General features: G+C 62.2%; 16 protein-coding genes. 10 read left to right on the forward strand and 6 right to left on the reverse strand.

Annotation, left to right across the window (positions count from 1 at the left end; genetic code table 11):
* Positions 1–31: 31 nt before the first annotated feature.
* The gene (locus GC125_RS03925) at positions 32–772 is read right to left on the reverse strand and encodes a LuxR family transcriptional regulator (RefSeq protein ID WP_199864430.1); all 741 of its coding nucleotides are present in this window, start codon (positions 770–772) and stop codon (positions 32–34) included.
* A 249-nt stretch (positions 773–1,021) separates the two neighbouring features.
* Between GC125_RS03925 and GC125_RS03930 the strand changes: the two genes are divergently transcribed.
* On the forward strand, positions 1,022–1,588 hold the full coding sequence (locus GC125_RS03930) for a type 1 glutamine amidotransferase domain-containing protein (RefSeq protein WP_151984134.1): 567 nt from the start codon (positions 1,022–1,024) through the stop codon (positions 1,586–1,588).
* 58 nt (positions 1,589–1,646) lie between these two features.
* Here GC125_RS03930 and GC125_RS03935 read toward each other — a convergent pair whose 3' ends face one another.
* Positions 1,647–3,341, reverse strand: a complete 1,695-nt coding sequence (locus tag GC125_RS03935) for a phospholipase D-like domain-containing protein (protein WP_151984135.1) — start codon at positions 3,339–3,341, stop codon at positions 1,647–1,649.
* Positions 3,342–3,544: 203 nt separating this feature from the next.
* On the opposite strand from GC125_RS03935, the gene GC125_RS03940 reads away from it, so the two are divergent.
* Together GC125_RS03940 and GC125_RS03945 are read left to right on the forward strand one after the other, a co-directional pair.
* On the forward strand, positions 3,545–4,351 hold the full coding sequence (locus tag GC125_RS03940) for a CDP-alcohol phosphatidyltransferase family protein (protein WP_151984136.1): 807 nt from the start codon (positions 3,545–3,547) through the stop codon (positions 4,349–4,351).
* Positions 4,351–5,151: an FkbM family methyltransferase gene (locus GC125_RS03945; RefSeq protein WP_151984137.1), complete on the forward strand. Its 801-nt coding sequence runs from the start codon at positions 4,351–4,353 to the stop codon at positions 5,149–5,151. Before GC125_RS03940 ends, GC125_RS03945 begins: the two co-directional genes overlap by 1 nt.
* Here GC125_RS03945 and GC125_RS03950 read toward each other — a convergent pair.
* Entirely contained in the window at positions 5,067–6,014 is a 948-nt protein-coding gene (locus GC125_RS03950) for a lysylphosphatidylglycerol synthase transmembrane domain-containing protein (protein WP_151984138.1), read from the reverse strand. The genes GC125_RS03945 and GC125_RS03950 overlap by 85 nt on opposite strands.
* Positions 6,015–6,124: 110 nt before the next feature.
* Between GC125_RS03950 and GC125_RS03955 the strand changes: the two genes are divergently transcribed.
* From GC125_RS03955 to GC125_RS03975, 5 genes are all read left to right on the forward strand, one after another.
* Positions 6,125–7,834 (forward strand): sulfatase-like hydrolase/transferase, encoded by a 1,710-nt coding sequence (locus GC125_RS03955; protein ID WP_151984139.1) that lies wholly within the window; start codon positions 6,125–6,127, stop codon positions 7,832–7,834.
* The gene (locus GC125_RS03960) at positions 7,834–8,820 is read left to right on the forward strand and encodes a zinc-dependent alcohol dehydrogenase (protein ID WP_151984140.1); all 987 of its coding nucleotides are present in this window, start codon (positions 7,834–7,836) and stop codon (positions 8,818–8,820) included. The genes GC125_RS03955 and GC125_RS03960 overlap by 1 nt, the downstream gene beginning before the upstream one ends.
* 74 nt (positions 8,821–8,894) lie before the next feature.
* Positions 8,895–9,263 (forward strand): 6-pyruvoyl trahydropterin synthase family protein, encoded by a 369-nt coding sequence (locus tag GC125_RS03965; protein ID WP_151987528.1) that lies wholly within the window; start codon positions 8,895–8,897, stop codon positions 9,261–9,263.
* A 2-nt stretch (positions 9,264–9,265) separates the two neighbouring features.
* A complete protein-coding gene (locus GC125_RS03970) occupies positions 9,266–10,336 on the forward strand; it encodes a glycosyltransferase family 4 protein (RefSeq protein ID WP_151984141.1) in 1,071 nt (356 codons plus the stop codon).
* Positions 10,333–11,163, forward strand: coding sequence for a class I SAM-dependent methyltransferase (locus GC125_RS03975; RefSeq protein WP_151984142.1), 831 nt, complete (start codon positions 10,333–10,335; stop codon positions 11,161–11,163). Before GC125_RS03970 ends, GC125_RS03975 begins: the two co-directional genes overlap by 4 nt.
* A gap of 29 nt (positions 11,164–11,192) precedes the next feature.
* On the opposite strand, the gene GC125_RS03980 is transcribed toward GC125_RS03975, so the two are convergent.
* A complete protein-coding gene (locus tag GC125_RS03980) occupies positions 11,193–11,756 on the reverse strand; it encodes a cytochrome b (RefSeq protein WP_151984143.1) in 564 nt (187 codons plus the stop codon).
* Positions 11,757–11,800: 44 nt separating this feature from the next.
* A complete protein-coding gene (locus GC125_RS03985; protein WP_286165356.1) occupies positions 11,801–12,505 on the reverse strand; it encodes a RibD family protein in 705 nt (234 codons plus the stop codon).
* Positions 12,506–12,951: 446 nt separating this feature from the next.
* Between GC125_RS03985 and GC125_RS03990 the strand changes: the two genes are divergently transcribed.
* Both GC125_RS03990 and GC125_RS03995 read left to right on the forward strand, forming a co-directional pair.
* Positions 12,952–21,429 carry a GH36-type glycosyl hydrolase domain-containing protein gene (locus GC125_RS03990; protein ID WP_286165597.1) on the forward strand — a complete coding sequence of 2,826 codons (8,478 nt, stop codon included), beginning with the start codon at positions 12,952–12,954 and terminating at the stop codon, positions 21,427–21,429.
* A 209-nt stretch (positions 21,430–21,638) separates the two neighbouring features.
* Entirely contained in the window at positions 21,639–22,880 is a 1,242-nt protein-coding gene (locus GC125_RS03995) for an OpgC family protein (RefSeq protein ID WP_151984145.1), read from the forward strand.
* Between the two features lie 214 nt (positions 22,881–23,094).
* On the opposite strand, the gene pufC is transcribed toward GC125_RS03995, so the two are convergent.
* Positions 23,095–24,471 carry a photosynthetic reaction center cytochrome PufC gene (pufC, locus tag GC125_RS04000; protein WP_151984146.1) on the reverse strand — a complete coding sequence of 459 codons (1,377 nt, stop codon included), beginning with the start codon at positions 24,469–24,471 and terminating at the stop codon, positions 23,095–23,097.
* Between the last annotated feature and the right edge of the window lie 3 nt (positions 24,472–24,474).

Here is a 24,474-nt window from a genome sequence, read left to right on the forward strand (position 1 = left end):
AACGCAGAATTGTTGCGCTGCAAACAGATCGTCAGGACACGAGACCGAGCCGGAAGGCAAGCGCAACGGCGTGATGCCGGTTCTTGGCCTTCAGCTTCTGCTGGATGCCGTTCATGTACCAGTCGACTGTATGGTTGGAGATTTCCAGGACCGCCGCGATTTCCGGGGAGGTCATGCCGTCGGTCAGGTAATGCAACGATTCCATCTCCCGATGGGTGAGTTTGACGTCGTTCAGGGCGTCCAGCGGATGGCCACGTCCCAATCCCTTCAGATCGACAGTGTGCCAGTACGCCTTGCTCGCGAGGGCTCCGATCACAGCGAGATCTGTCCTGCTCAGGTCGACAGGATCACCGCCGATGCTGAGATGAGCGAGCAAGCCCCGGCGGCCATGGACCGGGAAACTATAGCCGTCCTTGAGGCCGGCTTTGCTGGCTTCTGCCATCATGCGGTCCATGCGCTTGCCGTGCTTTCCGTTCGCATGAAGTTCAGCAGCGGTCTGCCAGCGGAAGCCCGAGCGTGATTGGCCGAGATGCCTCACGACCGGATCTATAAGCAGATACTTACGTTTCACATAGGTTGCCGCCCATCCCTCGGGCAGGACGCCAGACAGGAGGGCGTCGTCTAACGGTTCATGGGGAAGCTGGGCTCTGACCAGGCCGTGGTAGGCAATGCCGTAGGATGCGAGCGCCTCCTGAAGGATTCGCGTCACTTCCTCCACGGTCTCGGCATTGTCGATGCGGTCGATTGCGGCAAGAAGGGCGCTGACAGTCACCTGGCGGGTCCTTGGATAGCTTTGGTCGAAGCTTCTGCATTGTGCGCCTGGGGCGCCGTGAGAATTTATGGGATTCGGTCCACGATGCAACGAGACGATGCGTTTTTGGATATACGACGATGGGCGCATGTCTCAGAGGTTGCATCAGAATTTCCCGACGCCTTTTCTTCTGTTCCAGACGGAACGGTCGCCATGGGCGGTGCGTTGGACAGGCAGACGGGGGGAGGCTCTCATTCAAAGGAGACGAGCATGCCCAAAATCGAATCTGCAAAAGTCGCGATCCTGGCAACCGATGGTTACGAGCGTTCTGAACTGCGCGAGCCGCTGGATTTTCTAAAGTCCAAGGGCGCGAAGGTCGACGTCGTTTCGTTAAAGTCCGGTGAGATCAAGAGCTGGGACGAAGACAACTGGGGTGACAGTGTCACCGTGGACAAGACCCTCGACGAGGTGAGTGTCAGCGACTACGACGCGCTCGTTCTTCCGGGCGGCCAGATCAATCCCGACTTGCTGCGCGTGGAAGAGAAAGCCGTCAAATTCGTTCGCGATTTCGCCGAATCCGGCAAGACGCTGGCGGCGATCTGCCACGGCCCGTGGCTTCTCGTCGAAGCCGACGTCGTGCGCGGCCGCAACGTCACGTCGTATGGCTCCATCAAGACCGACTTGATCAACGCCGGTGCGAACTGGAGCGATCAGGAAGTGGTCACGGACGAAGCGGTGATTACCTCGCGCAATCCCAAGGATCTGCCGGCGTTCAACGCCAAGATCGTCGAGGAGATCGAAGAAGGTCGCCACGAACGTCAGATCGCTGCCGAATAGAACCTTTCGGCGGACAAACTTGGAAAGAGCGGCCCCTGTGGCCGCTCTTTTCGTTTGATCAGACGAGTTCGTCCGGGACGAGCCAAGACTTCTTGGCGTGCGCGTCGAGGTGATGGCGTGGCAGCGGGACGATGAAGCCCTGACGTTCTTCGGCCGTGCCCTTGGCATTCTTCAACGCGATGCCATTCCAGCGCTTGAGATGTTCGGACGTCCATTTCGACGTGTCCATGTCCAGAGCGTGCTCCCAAAGCCGCACGCGGAACTTCTTCACGGAATCCCCGCCGCGCCATGCGATCGCGGTTTCCGTGTCCGTCACGAGGCTGCGGTCATTCAGGTTGGCGGAGCCGATGATCGCGATCTTGTCGTCGCAGACCATTGTCTTGGCATGAATGTAGATCGTGTTCTTGATGATCTCGTCGGGATCGTCCTCTTCCGGATCAGGAAGCTTGTCGTCGCGCGGCATCTGCATGCAGTAGATGCCCAGCCGATCACCGAAGGCGTCGTAGAGCATGTCGGTGTTCTTCTCGCGCAGATACTGCCCATGACGCGTGGCGATGTTGGGCTCGTCTTCGACGAACGCATCTTCGGGGATGAGGGGCAACACCATCATCAGCTCGAGCTGCTTCTTTTGTTTGGCACGCTTGGACAGCGCCTCGGCGATCGCCGTCGAGCGGATGTACTGGTTCTCGATGTAGATGAAGTCCTCGGCCTTCGAGATGATGTCGAGATAGGTTTCACGGATCTCGGTGATCTGGGTCGTCGGCGATCGAGACAGCCACGACCGGCTCTGCTTGGAGACCGTGCGCATCGGCTTCACTTCGACGCCGCCCTTGATGGGCTTCGTCTCGGGTACTTCCGTGGCCAGCTCGGGGATCGTGATGCCGTTGGGCATTTGCTTGATTCCATCCGGCGCCTTCAGCGATTTCAGGAACTCGATGCTGTCTTTGCGTTCCTCGTTCCACCGGCTTCGAAAATGGCGGGCAAAGAACTTGGCGACCGGGCCTTCCAGTCGGCAGGCCACGTCATGCCACGGAAAGGCGTTGTCGTGTTCCCAGTCGTCCTTGCGCTTGGTGGTGATATCCAGGCCGCCGAGAAAGACGATTTCGTCGTCGATGACGCACAATTTTTCGTGATGAGCCGCCGGATAGAATCCGGGGAACGCCGTTGGTTTGATCGAACACGTCTTTCCGTCGAAATTGACGAAAGGCCACAGGCCAGGTGCTGCTTCGAGATAGGCCACCTTTTCCTTCTTGGTCTTGAAGGCATTGATGGTGTTGACCTTCTCCGCGAGCTTCCAGCGCAGTATAGGCTGGGCCGCGGTTCGGGCTGCCGGGCCCCAGCGCGTATCGTGGCGTGAGCACATGATGGACAGGTGGCGCTTCTTATCCTCCGGCAGCGCGTCGGCGACGGCATGCAGCTTCCGGTAGGCTTTCCACGCATCGAGATGATAAACGGTGCCGATTACGGGATCGAAATCAGCCACCACGATGCGCAGGTCGACGCCACGTTCCACGACATCCTGCAGGAGGCCGCTGAGCGTCTTGGCCTTCACCTTGCCCGTGGTCTTGATGGATGGCTCCAGCGTCCAATAGGCCATGTGGACGGATGATTTCGCCCCATCGATCGCTTCTTCAAGCGCCGCATACGTTTCCATGCCGCCGATAAGCGGCTCTACCTTGTGTCCGGGAGTGAAATCCATCCCGTCGGGATGGGTCGCGAAAAGGTCGCCATCGTACTTCACGCTCTTCGCCATCAAGTTGCTCCGGATCGGTGGGAAATAGGAAGTGGAGTCAGGGTCAACCGTGCCCGCGGTCAACTCCTTCAGGTAACGAAATGCTAAAACACACAGGCGTCGATGCGGTTCCGGTGGATATCCGGCAGCTTGTGCGATTGCCGATCGAATCAGATATCGGGTCCAAGTGATCCGGCGATTGTGACAGTTGCGTAAAGGCACACATGAAAAAGAAGAATCCGGGCGTCAAAACCGCCGTATCGCCAGAACTGCCTGCACGCAATCTTTATCGTCAGACCGTCTTCGCCTTGGTGGGTGCCGGCGTTGCGCTGGTGGTCGCCAATGCGTTCGTGTCCAGTTGGGCCACGCTGGGGCTCATCAGCGCCATGACGTCTCTTGCGATTTACGCCACGGTCGGGGCGATCGTCCTTTCGCGCATTCTCGCGCATCATCCGTATCGCGTTTTCGGCTGGCCCAATACGGTGACGCTGATGCGAACGGTGCTGGCGGCTCTCGTTGCCGGTTACACCGCCGAGATTTCGCTGTGGACGCTGCAACCGAGCCCGCAGCTTGCCTGGTTCTTCGCCGGCATCGCAACGCTCGCCGTCGTGCTCGACGGTGTCGATGGCTGGCTGGCGCGGCGCTTCGGCCCCCGTTCCGATTTTGGCGCGCGTTTCGACATGGAAAGCGATGCGCTCCTGATCCTCATTCTGTCTGTGCTGGCGCTGGTCCTGGACAAGGTGGGTCCCTGGGTCCTGCTCATCGGCGGCATGCGCTATCTCTTCGTCGGCGCATCCTACCTGCTGCCGTGGCTCGATAGCCCCTTGTCGCCGTCGATGCGCCGCAAGACCGTTTGTGTCATCCAAGGCGCGGCCCTCTGTCTGCTTGCCATGCCTCCAATCGCCGGCGCGGCCGCCTCGAGCGTCGCGGGTTTTGCGCTTGCCGCCATCATCGGTTCGTTCGCCATCGATATCGCCTGGTTGTTCAGGCATCGCGGACGACTGGGCGGACAGCAGGAGGGCCGGGCCTGATGGATATCCGCACGCTCGCCGGTCTGGTCCGCTCGCTCGTCATCTATCGCGGTCAGCCTTGGAAGCAGCGACGTCTCGCGGCGTTCTACAGCAAGCTTCTAACGCCGGGAGATTTGTGCTTCGACGTTGGGGCGCATGTCGGCAGTCGCTCACGGGCGATGGTGAAAGCAGGGGCCCGTGTCATTGCGCTCGAACCACAGCCGGTGTTTCTCGATTTTCTTCGCCGCTTCGTCCGCTCCGCCGACATCGAGATCGTGGGCGCTGCCGTGGGCTCCGAAAGCGGCCGGCTGACGCTTCACATTTCGAGGCGCCATCCAACGGTAACGACGATGTCACGCGACTGGATCGATACCGTCGGCAAGACCAAGGCGTTTTCGTCCGTCGATTGGGACGAGGCGGTCGAAGTGCCCGTGACGACGCTTGATGCGCTGATCGAAACACATGGCCTACCGAGTTTCTGCAAGATCGACGTCGAAGGGCTCGAGTCCGACATTCTCGCAGGCCTCAGCCAGCCGATCCCCATCGTCGCCTTCGAATACATTCCCGAGGCGCTGGATGGCGCGCGCGCCTGCATCGAAAGGCTCGAGACGCTTGGTCGCTATCGCTTCAACTGGGTAATTGGCGAACGCCATGTTTTTGCCGAACCGCACTGGCTTTCCGCCGCCGACATGCAGGCCGCATTGACCCGTGCATCCGCCCACGGGTCCGGTGACATCTACGCCCGGCTGGAGGCCGCTGAAGATCGCTTGAGCAGCACGAGCGCACCGGGCAGGGCGCCGACGATGCTGACGACGCCGTAGAGCAGCGCCGCCGCCAACCCATCGGAGCCTGTAAACCCGGCCAGCGGCCACAGAGCGGCGGCTGCCCCTTCTCGCAAGCCGAAGCCGCCTATGGAGATCGGCACCAACATCGTCAAAAGCACCAGCGGAATGAGCGCTGCAGCTGCGAGCAGACCGAGCGGCGCGCCGATGGCAGCCGAGGCGAGTGCGAAAACGGCGATATAGAGAAGCGCGATCGCAAGGCTCAGCATGCCTTGGACGAGCCACGCGCCATCCGTCAGCCATGCCTTTCTGATCGATGGGCCGAGCGTTTTCAGCCAGTTGGCAAGGGGCCGCGGAGCCAGCCGCGTGCCGATCCAGGCGAGAAGGACAAGCGCGCCGAAGATCAACGGTGGTGCGGCAAGCAGCCAGCCGGTTCCGACCGGCAGCGTTTCTCCCAAAAGCAGAGGCCAGCAGGCGATGCCGATGGCGGCGACCATGAAAAACGCCACCTGGCCGGCCAGTCGCTCGAGAACGACGGCGCTTGCCGCCACGCCGTAGGCCTTTTCGCCGGCACCGTCACGGGCCTGGCCTTCCCGCGTTGCGCGTACGGCGTCACCACCGACGCCGCCCGGCAGGACCATGTTCAGGAGGCTTGCCAGATAATACTCCGAAATGGCTCGACGGATGGGGAGGGGACGGCCGAGTCGCTTCGTCGTGAAGTGCCAGCGATAGGCCGAAAGCACGATCTGGCCTTGCACGAGGATGATCGCGAGGATCGTCAGGGAAAGGTCGGCATCGAGCAGGCTTGCCATCGCCGCGTTCAAATCGACGGCAAAAGCGACTGCGACGAGAAGTCCAACGACGGCGAGCAGCCGTATGACAAGTTTATGACGATCTGGCATGTTGAGAAACGTAACGCTCGCCTGTTCTTGGGTCTTTTCGGCCGCGAGCCGGGAATGATGCTGCGCGACCCGGAGGAGGTCGTGGTTCCTCAATTCGGATCGTTGAAGTGATGGTAGATAGATTTCGATTGGACAATGAAAAGTCCGAGCGGTCCGGCGGCCGTCGAGGCTTCAGCGTTTTGTTGCTGATCGCGGCGGTTCTGGCAATCGCGGCGGCACTTTTGCTGCCCAACGACCAATCCCGCCTCACGCTTGGTGCCTTTGCAGCCGTTCCGATCGAACTGCTCGTCCTGATCATCGCGCTTGCGATCCTGCCGGGCGTGATACGGCCGCTTATACGATGGGGCGCGGCGATCCTGCTCGCCATCGTTCTGATCGTGAAGCTTGCGGACATGGCGGCGTTCGAAGCCATGGCGCGGCCGTTTAATCCGGTTCTCGACGCGCATCTGTTGAACGCCGTTTGGGATCTGGCGGTCGGAACACTCGGCCAAGCCGCTGCCATCGGGCTGACCATCGCCGTCGTTCTCCTGATCGGGCTGATCATTGTGCTTTCCGGCGTGCTTGTCGGGATCACTGCTTCAGGCGTCAGGCGCCATCGCCTCTCTGCCGTGATCATTGCGGGAGCCCTGCTCTTGGTCGGTTGGCAGGTGCCCACGCTTTATCCGCAGTCCCAGAACCTGCATTTCCTCACCGCATCGACCACGGGGCTCATGGAGCGTCACGCGACGTCCTTTGCCGCTAGCCTCAAGGATCTCGAGGAATTCGATCGCGAAGCCAGCAACGATCCGGCGGCCGATATCGCCGACGATGTGCTGATGTCGCGGCTAGGTGGTCGAGATGTGCTGCTGTTCTTCGTCGAATCCTATGGCCGCACCGTGCTCGACAATCCGCTCTACGCGCCGTCCATTCGGCCGCTTCTGACGCAGCTCGGCCAGACGGTCGACGATCATGGCCTCCATGCGGCGAGCGGCTTTCTCACCTCGCCCGTATCGGGTGGCCAGAGCTGGCTCGGTCATGCCTCGACGCTTGCCGGGCTCTGGGTCGACAATCAGCGGCGCTACAATTCGATGCTGGTCAAGAATCGGCAGACACTGGTCGATGATTTCAACCGCGCAGGCTATCGGACTGTGGCGGTGATGCCGGCGATCACGATGGCCTGGCCCGAAGGCACGGCGCTCGGTTACGACGTGGTCTATGACGAGCCCAATCTCGGTTATGAGGGCCTGCCGTTCAATTGGGTGACGATGCCCGATCAGTACACGCTTTCGGCGCTCGACCGCTTCGAGCGGTTGGCGGATCGGGACGAGCCGCTCTTTGCCGAGGTGGCACTCATTTCGAGCCACGCTCCGTGGACGCCCATTCCGCGCGTCATCGACTGGGAAGCCGTCGGCGATGGCTCGGTCTTCTCCGAACAGGCGCAGGACGGCGCGACGCCGCAGGAAGTCTGGGCCGATCCGGAGCGCGTGCGCACGCAATTTCGCCTGTCGATCGAATATGCCCTGGAAAATCTCGATTCCTATATCGCGGAACGGCTTGCCGACGAGTTCGTTCTGATCATTCTCGGCGACCATCAACCTGCCCGCATCATCACCGGCGAAACGGACAATCGCGACGTGCCAATTCACATCATTTCCGACGATGCGCAGATCGTGTTGGATCTTTCCGAAGCGCTCGGCTTCACGGCCGGGATGACCCCACCGGACGACGCGGTGGCGGAACGCATGGGCGTTTTTCGAGGACGCGTGGTCGAAACGCTGAGCTCGCCGCCAGGCACCCGTAATGATGGGGTTGCCGGCACTCGAAGCATCGGGCCGACTTGATGCCGGATACAAAGAATGCCGAGGGCGCTCAGGCGTCCTGTCTCACCTATGTTTCGCCTGGAAAGGTCGAACTTCGCCGGGCCCCACGCCGTCTCGGCGACGGGGATAATCTGGTTATGCTGAAGGCACAGCATTCCGGCATCAGCCGCGGCACGGAAAGGCTTGTTTTCAACGGCCTGGTTCCGCCCAGCGAACACGAGCGCATGCGCGGACCTTTCCAGCATGGCGATTTCCCATTTCCCGTCGGCTACGGTTACTCCTGGGTAGGGCAGGTCGTTGGCGACATCACGCAATCCTATTTCGGCCTGTTCCCGCATCAGGATCACGTGGAGGTTCCGCGAGAGGCGCTGACCGCGCTGCCGGATGGGCTCGATCCCCGTCGTGCCGTTCTGACAGCCAACATGGAGACGGCCCTCAATATCGCCTGGGATAGCGGCGCTGGGCCTGGCGACCGGATCTCCGTCGTCGGTGGTGGTGTGCTTGGGCTGCTGGTTGGGGGAGTCGTGTCCGACATTGCCGGCACGGATGTCGAGATCGTCGATATCGATGGCGCCCGGGAAGCTGTCGTCCGCGCTCTAGGCGCCGGCTTCGCCACCCCGGACCGCGCGACCGGCGATCGCGACATCGTCATCCACACGAGTGCGAGCGAAGCTGGGCTTGCGACGGCGCTGTCATTGGCCGGGACGGAGGCGACGGTCGTCGAGGCGAGCTGGTTCGGTGCCAACACGCCCAGCGTCCCGCTTGGCGGCGCCTTCCACAGCCGCCGGCTCGTCTTGAAGTCGTCCCAGGTCGGAATGGTGTCGCCTTCGCGTCGCGTGCGCTGGTCGTACAAGCGGCGTCTCGAAATGGCGATGAGGCTTCTGCTCGACGACAAATACGATCGTCTGATCACCGGCGATGTCGCCTTCGCCGACCTGCCGTACCAGATCGGGAATATTCTCGATCCGAAAGCGGATGGTCTGGCGACAGCCGTGTCCTATCTTTGAACCTTGAACACATCTCCATTTTTTACGAGGACTGAGCATTGTCGGAATATTTCGTCGAACTGCGTGACTCCATCATGATCGCCCACTCGTTGCCCGATCCGTTCTTCGGCCCGGCGCAGGGCATGCACGGCGCGACCTTCACGGTCGATGTGCAGTTCGTCGCCGATCGCCTGACCGATAAGAACGTGGTCGTCGATATCGGCAAGGCGATGGAGGCGCTTGCGGCAACGCTGAAGCCGCTGAACTACCAGAACCTCGACGAAATCCCCGCCTTCAAGGGCCAGATCACGACGACGGAGTTCCTGGCGCGTCATATCTTCGACGAACTGGCCGAAACGGCGCGCAGCGGCGGACTCGGTGAGGGATCGGAGAACATCAAGCAGATCCGCGTCTATCTCCACGAATCCCATTTTGCCCGCGCCGGCTACAACGGGACCCTCTGATCATGCCAGGCAACGAGGCTTCGGCGACGAAGCCGATTGCGTTCGTTATTCCGGGCGACATCGACACCCTGTCCGGGGGCTATGGCTACGCCAGGGAGGTCATGGCCGCATGGCGCGCTTCCGGCGTGCCGTTCGAGCATGTGGTTCTGCCGGGCGACTATCCGTTTCCTTCGAGCGCCTCGCTGGAAACGACGGAACGGACGATCGCGGCGATCGATGCGGATCAGCCGATACTGATCGACGGCCTTGCTTATGGGGCGATGCCTAAGGCTCTGATCGACAGGCTTCAGCGACGTTTCGTTGTCCTGCTCCATCATCCCCTTGGCCTAGAGACGGGATTGGACGAAACCCAGGCGAAGTCTCTGATCGAGACCGAGAGAGCCGCCGTCGATGCCTGCGCGCATGTGGTCGTGACGAGTGCGGAGACGGCGCGGACGGTCATCGATCTGTTCGATGTGGCGGATAGCAACGTAACCGTCGCCGTTCCCGGCACCAAGCGGCGACCAAGGGCGACGGCCGCTACTCGGCCTACGATCCTGTCGCTCGGCTCGCTGACGCCGCGCAAGGGCCATCTCGATCTGATTGCGGCGCTGGCGAGGCTCAAGGACCATGATTGGACGGCGCACATCGTCGGTTCCGCATCGGCGTCGCCGCAAACCGCCGACGACATCCGGTGGGCGATCGCAGCCGAGGGTCTTGAAGATCGCATTCATGTTCCAGGCGCGCTTGGTGGCGAGGACCTCGATCGGCTGTTTGCGCAGTCCTCGATCTTTGCACTGGCATCCTATTATGAGGGATACGGAATGGCGTTTGCCGAGGCGATGGCGGCGGGTCTTCCCATCGTCGGATATCGCGCAGGCGCCGTGCCGGATCTCGTTCCCGCCGAAGCGGGCACGCTCGTCGCGCCGGGCGACATCGATGCGCTGACGGAGGCGCTGGAAATATTGATCCGTGACGGCGCTCATCGGGACAGGCTCGCCGACGGCGCATATCGCGTCGGGCAGTCCCTACCGGACTGGCCGGAAACGGCCGCGCTCATCAACGACACCGTGCGGCGAAAGGCTTCAGCATGACCGATATGTCCGAAATCAAGGGCTTTGCCGCCGACTGGCTGGCTTTGCGGGAACCTGCCGATCACGCCTCGCGCAATGCGGAGGTTCAAGCCGCCTTTCTCGCTCATATGGCCGCGCTGACAGGCGAGGCGGTGATCGTCGACATGGGCGCCGGCACGGGGTCGACCGCGCGCGCACTTGCACCGGCGATCGCGAAGGCGAATCCGGAGCTCCGGCAAAACTGGGTTCTCGTCGATGCTGATAGCCAACTTATCGATCGTGCGCGTCTGGAACTGTCGGGTCTCATCGACCAAGGCATCGGCGTTGCGTTCGAGCAGGCCAATCTCGCCGACCGCTCGGCATTGAACGGCTATATGGCCCGCGCCGACGTGGTCACCGGCTCGGCGCTGATCGATCTCGTTTCGGCCGAATGGCTCGACTGGATGGCGCACGCCGCCGCCCAGCATAGGACTGCAGTTCTATTTGCGCTAAATTATTCGGGCACCGAGACGTGGTCGCCGCCGCATGCGGCAGACCATGGTGTGCTTCAGGCGTTTCTTGCGGATCAGCGTCGCGACAAAGGGTTTGGCCGCGCGCTAGGTCCGGATGCGACCGACTACCTCGCGCAAAAGCTTGCCGGGGCCTTTACCGTGACGCGGGGAACGAGCGACTGGCATCTGGGGCCGGCCGATCGCCCCCTGATCGAGGCTCTGGCGACAGGGATCGCCGATGGTATTGCGGCGCATCCCGAACCGACGGCTGATGTGCGCGATGGCTGGCTCACGTCGCGTAAAATGGCCGAATCCGTCATGATCGGCCACGAAGATATCTTCGCACGCCCGGTCTGACTGGCTGAAGCGAATGCGGCGAGGGAAGCTCAGGCTTCCGGTTCTGCCACCCGCTTGCCGATGCCCATGCGGCCGACCACCCCGTCGCGCTTGACGAAGGCGTGGTAAAGCGCCCCGGCGACGTGCAACACGAGCAGCACGAGGAACACTTTCGACGCGATTTCGTGGGCAAAAAGCAGCGTTTCGGCGAGATCCTCGTCCTTTTCGAGCAGGACGGGGACGTGGAACAGGTAGAAGACGTTGATCCCCTGCGCGCCCGCTCCATAGGCCGATTTGCCGAGCCAGCCGAGGATCGGCACGACGAACAGCATGACATAGAGGCCGACATGCACCAGATGGGACAGCGTGCGCTGCCATCCGGTCAGCACCGCGGCGGGCTTGGGTCCTGAAAAGGCGAGGCGGGATGCAACCCGCAGAACCATCAGGGTCAGCACTGTCAGGCCGATCGACCAGTGCAGGGTGTACATCACGTCGGTGACCGGGTTGAAGTCCCTCTCGACCATGATGAGGCCCAAAGGGAAGCCGACGAGGATCAGGAGAAAGATCGTCCAGTGCAGAAAGCGTTGTGCCGGGTGATATGTCCTGCGTATCATCGGACTGCGACCTCCAGATAATGAGGCTGGGTCAGGCCATGACTTCAGGCCGCGGACCAAACGCTCTGCATGGTGCATTCGTATAGCACGTCGCCATCGTCGAAACGGATCAAACGCACGTCCGGTCGGATGGCGCCATTCAGGCTGTCGATGGGGGTCAGGTTCAGGCCGCTGACGCCGGATCCGAGGATGATCGGCGCCATCAGGATGTGGAGCTTGTCGATCGCGCGGTGATTGATGAAATGCGAGAGCGTGGAGGCTCCGCCTTCGACGAGGATACGGCGATAGCCCCTCGCTGCCAGCGCGTTGACCACGGCTACGGGGTCGAGCATGGGCTTGTCTTCGCCGTCAGCGAGCGGAAGCGTGGCGACCCCGATCTCGTCCTCATGTTGCACGTCGCCTTCGCGACGGATGAAGAGCGGCTTTTCCGTGTGGGCATCGAAAAGGCGAGCGTCGGGCGGCGTGCGGCGGCCCGGATCGATCACCACGGCGCGCGGCGAAGAACCATTGCAGCGGCGTACCGTCAACTGCGGGTCGTCCGCGACGACGGTTCCAACGCCGACGATGATCGCATCCGCCTCTGCCCGTAACGCGTGCAGGTGATCGAGCGCATCGGAGCCATTGATGTATTTGGATGCACCGTTGGCGCAGGCAATGCGTCCATCGAGTGTCTGGCCCAACTGACCGACCACCACGATCTGGTCAGATTTTGCAGTCTTCAATGCATCCATGTCCACGCTGATGTTCACGCCAAAGCTCGCCTTTTGCTGATGCCGCCGCATCGCATTTGCCATGCACTACGACCAACAGCCCAAAGCGGATTGGTATCGAGGCGAGGTCCCGGCGCCGAGACGACGGCTCTCGGCTTCTCATATACGTGACGGACGGTCGAAAGTTCCGGGCCTGATACAGCAGGAAATTCAAAATTATGACAAAGCGGGATGGAACGCGTTTATAAGAAGCGGATTAACAGAACCGTTGGGCGCAGAATGCGGTGTCTGAAAGCGACGCTTTTCAGATCATCCAAACCGCTCAACGACCTCTCAAGATATGCGGGCAGCGAACGCCGATGAATTTTCAGGACAAGTCCCTCGACAATGGCGCGTTGACCGCAGGCTCGACTGAGCCTCGGGATCCACGACGGGCCAGCGGTGGCGCATCCAGCCGTGCAGCCGTCACCAAAGTCCTGAAGCGCATGAACAAGAACGATTCGATCCGCGCGAGCTACCTGTCCGACGACGATCTGAAGCAGCTTGGCGGGCGTCTTGCCACGGGCGAAGTGCACACGCTGCCGGAATTTCGTGCCTTCGACCTCGTGGCGCGCCAAAAGGAAAACGAAGCTGCCATCCTGAAGGCGTATCGCTCGACCCGCGAGGCGAACGAGAGCGGCGAGATGATCACGCCGGCGGCGGAGTGGCTGCTCGACAACCACTATCTGGTCGAACAGAACATTCGCCAGGTGCGCCAGGATCTGCCGCTCAAATTCTATCGGCAGCTGCCGACGATCGATCTGCCGGGCGTCGGCGCGTTGCCGCGCGTTCTCAGCATCGCCTGGATGTACATCGCCCACACCCACAGTGCGCTCACGATGCCGAGCCTGACGGCAATGGTCGACGGGTACCAGTCGAAGAAGGTCCTGAAGATCGGCGAGGTCTGGGCGCTGCCGTCGATCGTGCGCTTCGTGCTGATCGAAAATCTCAGCCGCATTTCGGTGCGCGTCGAGCACGCGCGCAACATGCGCCGGCTCGCCAACGAAGTGGCCGATCGGATTCAGAAGCTCGAGCCCGGGCAGAGCTGCCGCGACGTGCTTTCGGAGAACGCCAAGCACACCGAAGACAACGCGTTTGCGGCGCAAATGCTCTATCGCCTGCGCGATGGCTCTGCCGTCGCCGAAGAAGCGATTTCCTGGCTTGAGGCGCGGCTCGAAGAGCGCGGCATGGACGCCGAAGAGGTGCTGGTGCGCGAGCACAGCCGCCTTTCCTTCGGCAATGCCACGATGGGCGCGATTATCCGCTCGCTGCGCAAGATCGACGACACGGATTGGACGGTCTGGTTCGAGACGGTCAGCCGGGTCGACAACATTCTGAGGGAGCGGTCGACTTTCTCGCGCCTCGATTTCCAATCGCGCGACATCTACCGCGACGCCATCGAGCGCCTTGCCCGCCGGGCCGAGAAGGAAGAGGTCTTCGTTGCCGAGACGGCTCTGGCCATGGCCTCGGAGGCGTCCCTGCCGGACGACGAGCTCGATATCGGGCCCTTCGTGGTTGGCGATCGCCGCGCCGAACTGGAAACGGCCATCGGTTATTGGCCATCGATCCGTGACCGGATCTGGCATCAGGCCAAGCGTTTCGGCTGGCTGTCCATAGCGGTGCCGAATCTTGCCCTTGTTCCAATTTTCATGGGGCTCGCGTGGTGGCTGCTTTCGTCGCTCGACGTCCCGACAGGGCCTGCAATCCTGCTGATGGCGTTTTTCCTGTTGCCGGCAACCGAAGCGGCAACAGGTCTCTACAATACGCTGGTCTCGCTCACCGTTCGGCCGACGCGGCTCATCGGTTACGAGTTCAAGGACGGCATTCCGGAAGATCAGCGGACGCTGCTCGTGGTGCCCTCGCTTATTGGTTCGCGCGATGGTGTCGATGAACTGATCCGCAATCTGGAAGTGCATTATCTCGCCAACACCGCGGGCGAAATCTATTTCGCAATTCTCTCCGACTGGACGGACAGCGACGTCGAGGAGGGCGCCAAAGATCTGGAGATTCTGGATTATGCCAACCAGCAGATCGCAGAACTCAGCGCGCGCTATGCGTTCGACGGTCGCACGCGCTTTTTCCTGTTGCACCGCCGTCGGCTCTACAATCCGGCCGAGGGCGCCTGGATGGGCTGGGAGCGCAAGCGCGGCAAGCTGCACGAGCTGAACCTGCTTCTGCGCGGCGACAAGGACACTACTTATCTGGAGCCCGAAGCGCCGCTTCCCTCCGATATTCGCTATGTGATGACCCTCGATTCCGACACGCGCCTCACGCGTGACGCCGTCACCAAGCTCGTCGGCAAGATGGCGCATCCGATGAATCGGCCGGTTTTCGACGCCGACACGGGACGCGTAACCAAGGGCTACGGCATTCTCCAGCCGCGCGTGACGCCCTCGCTGACGACGGGGCACGAGGCTTCCGCGTTCCAGCGCATCTTCTCGGTCAACCGGGGTCTCGACCCCTACGTCTTCACCGTGTCGGACGTTTACCAGGACATCGGCGAAGAGGGCTCGTTCACTGGCAAGGGTCTCTACGACATCGATGCATTCGAAGCGGCGCTCAACGGGCGTATTCCGGAAAACGCAGTGCTTAGCCACGATTTGCTGGAAGGATCCTTCGCCCGCAGCGCGCTGGTGACGGATGTCGAGCTTGTCGAGGATTTTCCCGTTCGCTATCAGGTCGAGGCTTCGCGGCAGCATCGCTGGGCACGTGGCGACTGGCAGCTCTTGCCCTTCATCTGCAAGGCGACCAGCGGTGTAACGGCGCTCGGGCGCTGGAAGATGATCGACAATCTCCGCCGTTCGCTGACCCCCATCGTCTGGGTGCTCGGATCAGTGGCCGGCTGGACGATCCTACCGATCAATGACGCCCTCGTCTGGCAGATGGTCATGATCGTCAGCCTGTTCGTTGCTCCGACGCTCGGCCTTCTTTCCGGTGCGATCCCGCGGCGAACCGACATCATCCCGCGTGCGCACGTTCAGTCCGTGGTCGAGGAATTCGCATCCGCCACGGCGCAGGTCGTGCTGCGCGTCATCTTCATGGCCCACACCGCCTGGATCATGGCCGACGCGCTGGCGAGAAGCCTCTACCGATTGTTCGTCAGCCACGAGAAGATGCTGGAATGGCGGACGGCTGCGCAGGCGCATTCCGGTGCTTCCGGTGATATCGCCTCCTATTACCGATCGATGTGGCAAGCGGTCGCCATCGGCCTTCTAGCGCTTCTGATACCGTTCCTGTCCATCGGCAATGGCGGCGAGCTGGTCGCCGTGCCTTTCGCGCTGTTGTGGGTTCTGTCGCCTGCGATCGCCTGGTTCGTGAGCCAGTCGGCCGAGACGGAAGATCGTCTCGTCGTCAGCGACAGCGACAGGGATGAGTTGCGGCGTGTTGCGCGTCGCACTTGGAGCTACTTCGAGACCTTCGTCAACGAAGAGCACAACCACATTCCTCCGGACAATTTCCAGGAAACGCCGGCACCTGTCGTCGCGGGCCGCACATCGCCGACGAATATCGGCATCTATCTGCTTTCCATCGTCTCGGCCCGGGATTTCGGCTGGATCAGCCTTGAGGAATCCGTGCGGCGCCTGGAGCAATGCGTGCGCACGCTGGACCGTATGGAGAAGCATCGCGGCCATCTCCTGAACTGGTACGATACCCGTACATTGCAGCCGCTCCTGCCGCGATACGTTTCCGCAGTCGACAGTGGGAACCTGGCGGGTCATCTGATCGCCGTGTCGTCGGCCTGCCGCGACTGGGCCGATGCGCCTGCGGCTTTCCTGCAGGGCTCGCTGGACGGCATCGACGATGTCGCAGGCATTCTGGAAGAAACCTTCGCGCAGGTTGCCGACGACCGGCGTACGGTTCGGCCGCTGCGCAAGCGGATATCGGAGCGCATCGAAGGCTTCCGTCGTGCACTCGCGCGTTTGAAGCATGAGCCGGAATTTGCTTCGATCCGCACCATCAACCTGTCGGTGCTGGCCCGAGAGATCGAAAAGCTCGCGGACGATCTGCATAATGAGATCGGCTCGACGGAGACGCAGGATCTCATCTCCTGGTCGCGCAGCCTGATCGCAGCCTGCGAGGCGCATGTCGCCGATGCGGTGTTCGAGCCGCAGCAGATCAGCGCGCTGCGCACACGGCTAGAGGCATTGCGGGATCGCACGCGCGATATCGCGTTTTCGATGGACTTCCGCTTCCTGCTTCGGGCCGACCGTCGGCTGCTTTCGATCGGCTATCGGGTCGTCGAGAACGAACTCGACGAAAGCTGCTACGATCTTCTGGCATCCGAAGCGCGGCTCACGAGCCTGTTCGGCATCGCCAAGGGCGATCTGCCCACCGAGCACTGGTTCCGTCTCGGCCGCCCAATCGTGCCGGTTGGCTCCCACGGCGCGTTGATGTCGTGGTCGGGATCGATGTTCGAATATCTGATGCCGCCGCTCGTCATGCAGGAGCGCCAGGGCGGCATCCTCAACCAGACGAACAATCTGATCGTGAAGCGACAGATGGAATATGGCGCAAGCCTCGGCGTGCCATGGGGCATTTCAGAAGCGGCCTTCAATGCCCGCGACCCGGAGATGACCTATCAGTACACCAATTTCGGCGTGCCCTCGCTCGGTCTCAAGCGCGGGCTTGGCGAGAATGCCGTGGTCGCCCCCTATGCGACGATCCTTGCCAGCCAGTACCGACCGCGCGACGCGGTCGCCAACCTCAAGCGCCTGCGCAATCTCGGCGCGATGGGGCGATACGGCTACTACGACGCGGTCGACTTCACGCCGAGCCGCGTGCCTGAAAAGCAGAAATATGCGGTGGTCAAAAACTACATGGCCCACCATCACGGCATGTCGATCACCGCGATCGCCAATGTCGTCTTCTCCGGCCGCCTCAGGGACCTGTTCCACAGTGATCCGGTGATCGAAGCGGCGGAGCTGCTGCTTCAGGAAAAGGCGCCGCGCGACGTGCCGGTGATCACCGTCAAGCACGAAGAGAAGCTGGCGGACAAGGGCACGACCGACTTGCGACGCCCGGCGTTGCGGATCGTCGAGAATCCGAAGGTCGCAGACCGGACCGTGGTCCTGCTCTCGAACGGCCACTTCTCGACGATGCTGACGGCAACCGGCTCGGGCTATCAGCGCTGGAACGGCCTCGCCGTCTCGCGCTGGCGGCCGGATCCGACGGAAGATCGCTGGGGTTCTTACATCTTCGTGCGCGACACGCGGTCAGGTGACTGGTGGTCCGCAACGGTCGAGCCGAAACAGGCTCCGGGTGAGAAGGCGACGGCAATCTTCGCCGACGACAAGGCCGAATTCTACAAGACGGTCGGCGATATCCGCACCGAGCTCGAATGCATCGTCGGTGTTGAAAGCGACGCGGAGGGCAGGCGCCTTACGATCTTCAATACGTCCAAAGAGGATCGCTTCATCGAGGTCACGTCTTTCGCCGAACTGGTGATCGGGGCCGACGATGCCGACATGGCGCATCCGGCTTTCTCGAAGATGTTCGTGAAGACCGAGATCGCCCGTCAGGGCGATGCGATCTTTGCCGAGCGCAAGAAGCGGTCGCCCGGCGATCCGGACATGCAGGTCGCCCACTTGATCGTCGACAGCTCCAACACGAGCCGTGAGACCCAGGTGGAAACGGACCGTCGCGCCTTTATCGGCCGGGGCCGAACCCTTGGCGAGGCGCAAGCCTTCGACGGGCGCGATGCGTTGTCGGGCAGTCAGGGCTTCACGCTCGATCCGTGCCTGTCGCTGCGGCGTACCGTCCGCGTTCCGGCCGGCAAGAAGACGCGGGTGATCTTCTGGACGATCGCTGCACCGAGCCGCGCGGAACTGGAAGAAGCCGTTGCCCGCTATCGCCACGTGGAAAGCTTCAACCACGAGCTGATGCAGGCATGGACCCGGTCGCAGGTGCAGACGCGCCATGTGGGCGTCAGTTCGCAGGAAGCTGCCGATTTCCAGCGGCTGGCGCGATACCTGGTCTACCCGGATCTGGAGCTGCGCAGCGGGACGGAATCCTTCACGTCCGGCCTCACGCGACAGTCGGCTCTGTGGCCGCTCAGCATCTCGGGCGACTATCCGATCTGCGCGCTTCGGATCAACGACGACACCGACCTCGAAATCGTGCGCAAGGCGCTGCTCGGACAGGAATATCTGCGCGCACGCGGCCTTGTCGCCGATCTCGTGGTGATCAACGAGAAGGCGAGTTCCTACGCGCAGGATCTGCAGAACGCGATTGAGTCCATGTGCGAAAACGCGCGGTTGCGCGGCACGGCCGACGGCCCTCGCCAGCACATCTTTGCCGTGCGGCGCGACCTGATGGACCAGGCGACCTACGAGCAGTTGCTCGCGGCGTCGCGGATCGTGCTCCATGCCCGCAACGGCAAATTGTCGACGCAGATCGACCGTGCCGCGGCGGCTGCCCGCGCCTCCGCGGAAGCGGAACGCAAGCTCAAGGGCCGTGCCACGCAGGCCGATGATGACCGCCAGATGCTCGCTACCCCATCGGTGACTTCGCCGGTGGTGCCGGGCCGCGCCGTCAAGGCGCAGCTTGGTACCGCAACGGTCGATGGCAGCGATCTCGAGTTCTTCAACGGCTATGGGGGATTTGCCGAAAATGGCGCGGATTACGTGATGCGCTTGCGTGCCGGCGAAGCGACGCCCCAGCCCTGGATCAACGTGTTGTCCAACGGCACCTTCGGCGGGCACATCGCTGCAGAAGGTTCGGCGTTCACGTGGAGCCTCAATTCGCGCGATTACCAGCTAACGCCGTGGACCAACGATCCGGTCGAAAACCGCCCGGGCGAAGCCTTCTACGTGGCCGATCGTCAGTCCGGCCGCGTGATGACGCCGTTTGCAGCGTTCGCCGAAGATGGACCCGAAATCTACGAGGTCCGGCACGGGCAGGGCTTCAGCAAATTTACGACTGATCGCGGCGGTGTTGCGCTCGAGCTCACGCAGATCGTCGATCCGGAAAACCCGGTGAAGCTTTCTCGGCTCACCATTCGCAACGATGGCGAGATCAGCCGGCATCTCAGGGTGTACGGCTACGTGGAATGGGTGCTTGGCGGCAATCGCGGCCGCACAGCCCCGTTCGTAATGTCGGAGCGGCCAGCACAGAACCTGCTGACGGCGACCAACCCCTACAGCATCGACTATGCCGGGCGAACCGCGTTCCTGGCGCTTGACGGCGCCGACAGCTTCACCACCAGCCGGCGTTCGTTCATTGGCACCGGAGGATCTGTGTATCGACCGGATGCGGTCTATGGACTCTATCCCCTCGACGGCATGATGGAGCCAGACGGCGACCCGTGCGCCGCGCTCGCCAAAGACATCGATTTGGCACCAGGCGAAAGCCGGACGGTGATCTTTGCGCTCGGCGATACGGACAGCGCGGAAGAGGCCGAGCGAATCGCCGCACTCGCTTCGCCTGCGCATTTCGACCAGGCGCTCAATGCCATCAATGCCGAATGGGATGGCTTCCTTTCGACGCTCACCATCGACACACCCGACAGGGCGATGGATTTCATGGTCAATCGCTGGCTGCCATACCAGTCGCTGGCGTGCCGCATCCGGGCGCGTTCCGCGTTCTATCAGGCGAGTGGCGCCTATGGTTTCCGCGACCAGTTGCAGGATACGCTGTCGCTGATGCTGCATGATCCATCGCTGGCGCGTGCGCAGATCCTGAATGCGGCCGGGCGGCAGTTCCGCGAAGGCGACGTTCAGCATTGGTGGTTGCCCGCGACGGGAGCCGGCGTTCGCACGATGATCTCGGACGATGTCGTCTGGCTCGGCTACGGAACGGCGGAATATCTCCAGGTGACCGGAGACCTTGCGATCCTCGAGGAGCCTCTGCCGTTCCTTGAAGGACCGGCGCTTTCGGAAGGACAGCACGACAACTTCTTCCAGCCGCAATATTCCGAAGAGACGGCAACGCTCTACGAACATTGCGCGAGGGCTCTCGATCTCGCCGTCATGCGGACGGGTCCGAACGGTCTGCCGTTGATCCTCGGTGGCGACTGGAACGACGGCATGAACCGGGTCGGCGAAGGCGGGCGTGGCGAAAGCGTGTGGCTCGGCTGGTTCCTGATCCATGTCCTCGATCGTTTCGAGGCGATCGCACTGGAGCGCGGTGAAACGGAACGCGCGGGCGCATGGCGTGCCCACGTGGAGAAACTAACCGTGGCTCTGGCCGGGCCCGGCTGGGATGGTGACTACTATCGCCGCGGCTATTTCGACGACGGATCGCCGCTCGGTTCCCACATCAACGACGAATGCCGGATCGATTCCATCGCCCAGTCCTGGAGCGTTCTCTCGGGTCTCGGCGATCCGGCGCGGTCCGAGCAGGCGATGAACGCCGTCATCGATCATCTCGTCGACGACAATGCGCAGATCATCCGGCTGTTCACGCCGCCTTTCGAAAACTCCGACAAGGAGCCCGGCTACATCAAAGGCTATCCGCCGGGCGTCCGTGAAAACGGCGGGCAGTACACCCATGCCGCAACGTGGGTGGTCTACGCTCTGGCAGCTTTGGGCCGTGGCGACGAAGCGCATCGTGCCTTTGCGATGCTCAATCCCGTGAACCACGCGCTCGATCGGTCGGCTGCCGACCGCTACCGCGTCGAGCCCTATGTCGTTGCCGCCGACATCTATTCCGGCGGTCCACGCGACGGACGCGGCGGTTGGACCTGGTACACGGGTTCCGGCGGCTGGCTCTATCGCGCGGCGGTGGAAGCCATTCTCGGCATTCGACGGCAGGGCGATCGCCTGATCGTCAATCCGAGCCTACCGAGCAGCTGGCCTGGCTTTTCCGCGCAATTGCGTCTGGATGACAAGAGCTATCGCATCGAGGTCAAACGCGAAGCGTCCGAGTTGCGCATCACCGTCAATGACGTTCTGGTGGAGAATGTGAAGACCGGGATCGCACTATAGCTTGCAACCAAACGCCGCTCGTGGCGTTTGAATTCGTCCGGCCGATCAAGAAGAAAAACAAGATCGCCAATCGGCCGGTACAGGTTTCAAGGGACATTCTCAGCCGATAAGGCGCGAGCGAGTGGGTGCGCGCGTGTCTTGAACGGTGTCCACCTTGCGATAGCCAGAGAGCTTCGCGGGTGGCGAAGCTTGGACAGGCTTGAAGACCAATGGCTTTCTTTGCAAACCCGAACGCGCAGTCGTTTCCCCTGGCTGCGCCGCCAACCGACAGCCGCGACAGCCGGCTCGATGTGTTGCGCGCGTTGGCGTTGATCACGATCTTCATCAACCACGTGCCCGGCAATCCGTACGAGATTTTCACGAGCCGCAATTTCGGCTTTTCGGATGCAACGGAAGCATTCGTTCTGATTTCCGGCATCGCGGTTGGGCTGGCCTATGGGTCCAAGTTCCAGGCGGGGCAGCGGGTTGCCAGCGCCATTCGCGCATGGCGGCGGGCGTTCACGCTCTACGTCGCGCACATCATGGCAACGATGGTGACGATCGCTATCTTCTCCGCCGGGGCGATCTATTTTTCCGCACCGGATCTCTTGGAGCGCATCAATCTCAAGGCGGTCTTCGAAGACACGCCCATGGCGCTGTACGGCATCGTCACGCTTGGCCACCAACTCGGTTACAACAACATCCTGACCATGTACGCCGCCGTGCTCGTCATGGTGCCGGTCCTGCTGCTCATCGGCACGCGCAGCCTGCGGCTGATGCTTGCCGTTTCCGCAACGCTCTGGCTGCTGGCCGGGCTCTACCGTATCGGGCCGCCTCATTTTCCCAATGGCGGCACCTGGTTCCTGAACCCGCTCTCCTGGCAGTTCCTTTTCGCGATCGGGATGGCCGGCGTGATGCATGTGAAGCGCGGCGGGCGCATCGCCATCCATCCGGGTCTGGTCGGTGCCTCGATCGTCTATCTTCTGGTCAGCCTCGCATGGGTGAAGCTACCTCTGTGGGGCCTGGAAAAGGCCTTGCCGTTGCCGTTCGTCCTTGGCGACTTCAACAAGACATTCCTCACGCTGCCACGGCTCCTGCATGTGCTGGCGTTGGCATATGTGTTCCTCGCCTTTCCGATCTTTTCCAGGATCACCCGTCTCGGCCACGCCAACCCCTTGGCCGTCATGGGTCGTCATGGCCTGCCGGTCTTCGTGGGCGGGACGATCCTCTCCATGGCGGGGCAGGTCGTCAGCCAGGTGACGGAAACCGGCTTTCTGCTCGACACGGCCATCCTCAGCGCCGGTATCGCGCTCCAGTTCCTGCTTGCCTATTACCTCGAATGGGAAGCGCAGCTGCTGAAAGGCCAGAAAGCGCGTGTCAGGCCCGTCCAGGGAACGAGCGTGCCGCCGGTTGCTCCTGCCCGAGGTCTTGCGCCGACAAATGCGCCGGCCGAGCAGCAGATCCCCGCATAGAAGAAAGTTGCCGAGGAGACATTCTTGCCAGGGGTAAGAGCTTCCGACAAGGCAGCTTCCCTCACGCAAAACGGCCCCGGTTTGAGCCGGGGCCGCTTCGAATGGCGTCGGGAGGGATCTGGGTTCGGGAGGAAAACCGTCTCGCTTCCGAAGCCGCCAATTTGCGCATTTGGTTGCGGACGACGGGGCTCCCCGTCGTCCGTTTTTGGTTCGCCTATTGCGCAGGAGGAGCGGGCTCCTCGGCGGCCGGTGGCACGGCTTCTTCGGCCGCAGGAGGTGCGGCCGGTTCTACGGCGGGCGCAACCGTGCTGTCGGCGGGAGCGGCGGGCTGCTGGCTCTCCTCAGTCGCCGCTGGCTCGGCACCGGTAGCGTCGGGAGCCGGCGCCGGATCCGTCGCGGCGTCATCCGGTGTTCCTGCATCCGCAGGAGCCGGATCGCCCGGAACTGCATTCTCCGCGTCCGGTGCAGTCGCGCCATCCGCCGGCGTTTCGGCCGGTGCCTGGTCGGGAGCCTCGTCCGCCGGGGTGTCCATGGTCGCGCCGTCGCCGCCTTCGGCATCGGGCGTACCGCTGGCCATTTCGGGCGGGCCGGCGAGTTCCGGATGGTCCTGCAGCATGCTCACGCCACCGAGAGGCTTGTTCACGCCGTTGTGGCAGGTCGAGCAGACGGCTTTCGGCACGTCGCCCTGGGGTCCGAGGCGGTTGGGCGGGAAGACCCCTTCAAGCGGCAGGATGTAGTCCTGGTTGATATCGCGGACCATGTTGATGCCGTACCAGGCCGTCGTTCGTTGCGTCGGGCTCGTCTCCCAGCTCGAGAAGGAACGCGTGTTGTGGCAGAAGGTGCAGTTCACGCCGAGCGAGTCCGACATGTGCATCATCAGACCATAGGTATTCTCGGCCGCCTGGATCGGCATGCCTTCCTGGTCTTCGATGGGCAGGGCATTGGTCGGAACCACGCGGATAACTTCGCGGTCAACGAGGTAGTCGGTCAGCGCGTCGTAGGGCAGCGACGAATAGGCCGCGACCTCGGTGGCGACGTTCTGTCCATTGCGACCGCCTGCCATTCCACCTGCACTCGGCAGGTCCTCGTTCTGGTACCAGACCGATTGCGGTACAGGCTGGCCGAGATGGCAGGTGTAGCAGGTGACGCCGGTTTCGGCGACGTGGTCGTCCCAGTTCTGGTTGATGTCCCAGGTCATCTCGATCATCGAACGGGCGACGACCTTGGTGTAGATTTCGTCGGACGCCATGTTCTCGAGGTTGTGGCAATAGCCGCAGCCTTCTTGTGGGGCGACCCACTCGGTGATGTGCGCCATCAGCCGGTTGAACTGCGCGTCCGACAGGTCGCCAAGAACCTGAACGTTCTCGTAGATTTCGGAGGCGCGGGTGCCTTCCGCCGATTCCGGCGGATAGAGAGGCTCGGGAATGACAACAGCGGCCTCCTGGATTCGGGGATTGGTGACCTGTTCCATCCCGGTTCCGCGGTAGCCGATCTGGGTGACCTCCATCGGAGGCCGCTCCCAGGTCAACATCATGGCGATCGTCAGCAAGGCGGCAGCGACGATGCCGATCAACGACAATGCGATTCTCATGGC

This window comes from Rhizobium sp. EC-SD404 (genome assembly GCF_902498825.1).
GTDB lineage: Bacteria > Pseudomonadota > Alphaproteobacteria > Rhizobiales > Rhizobiaceae > Georhizobium.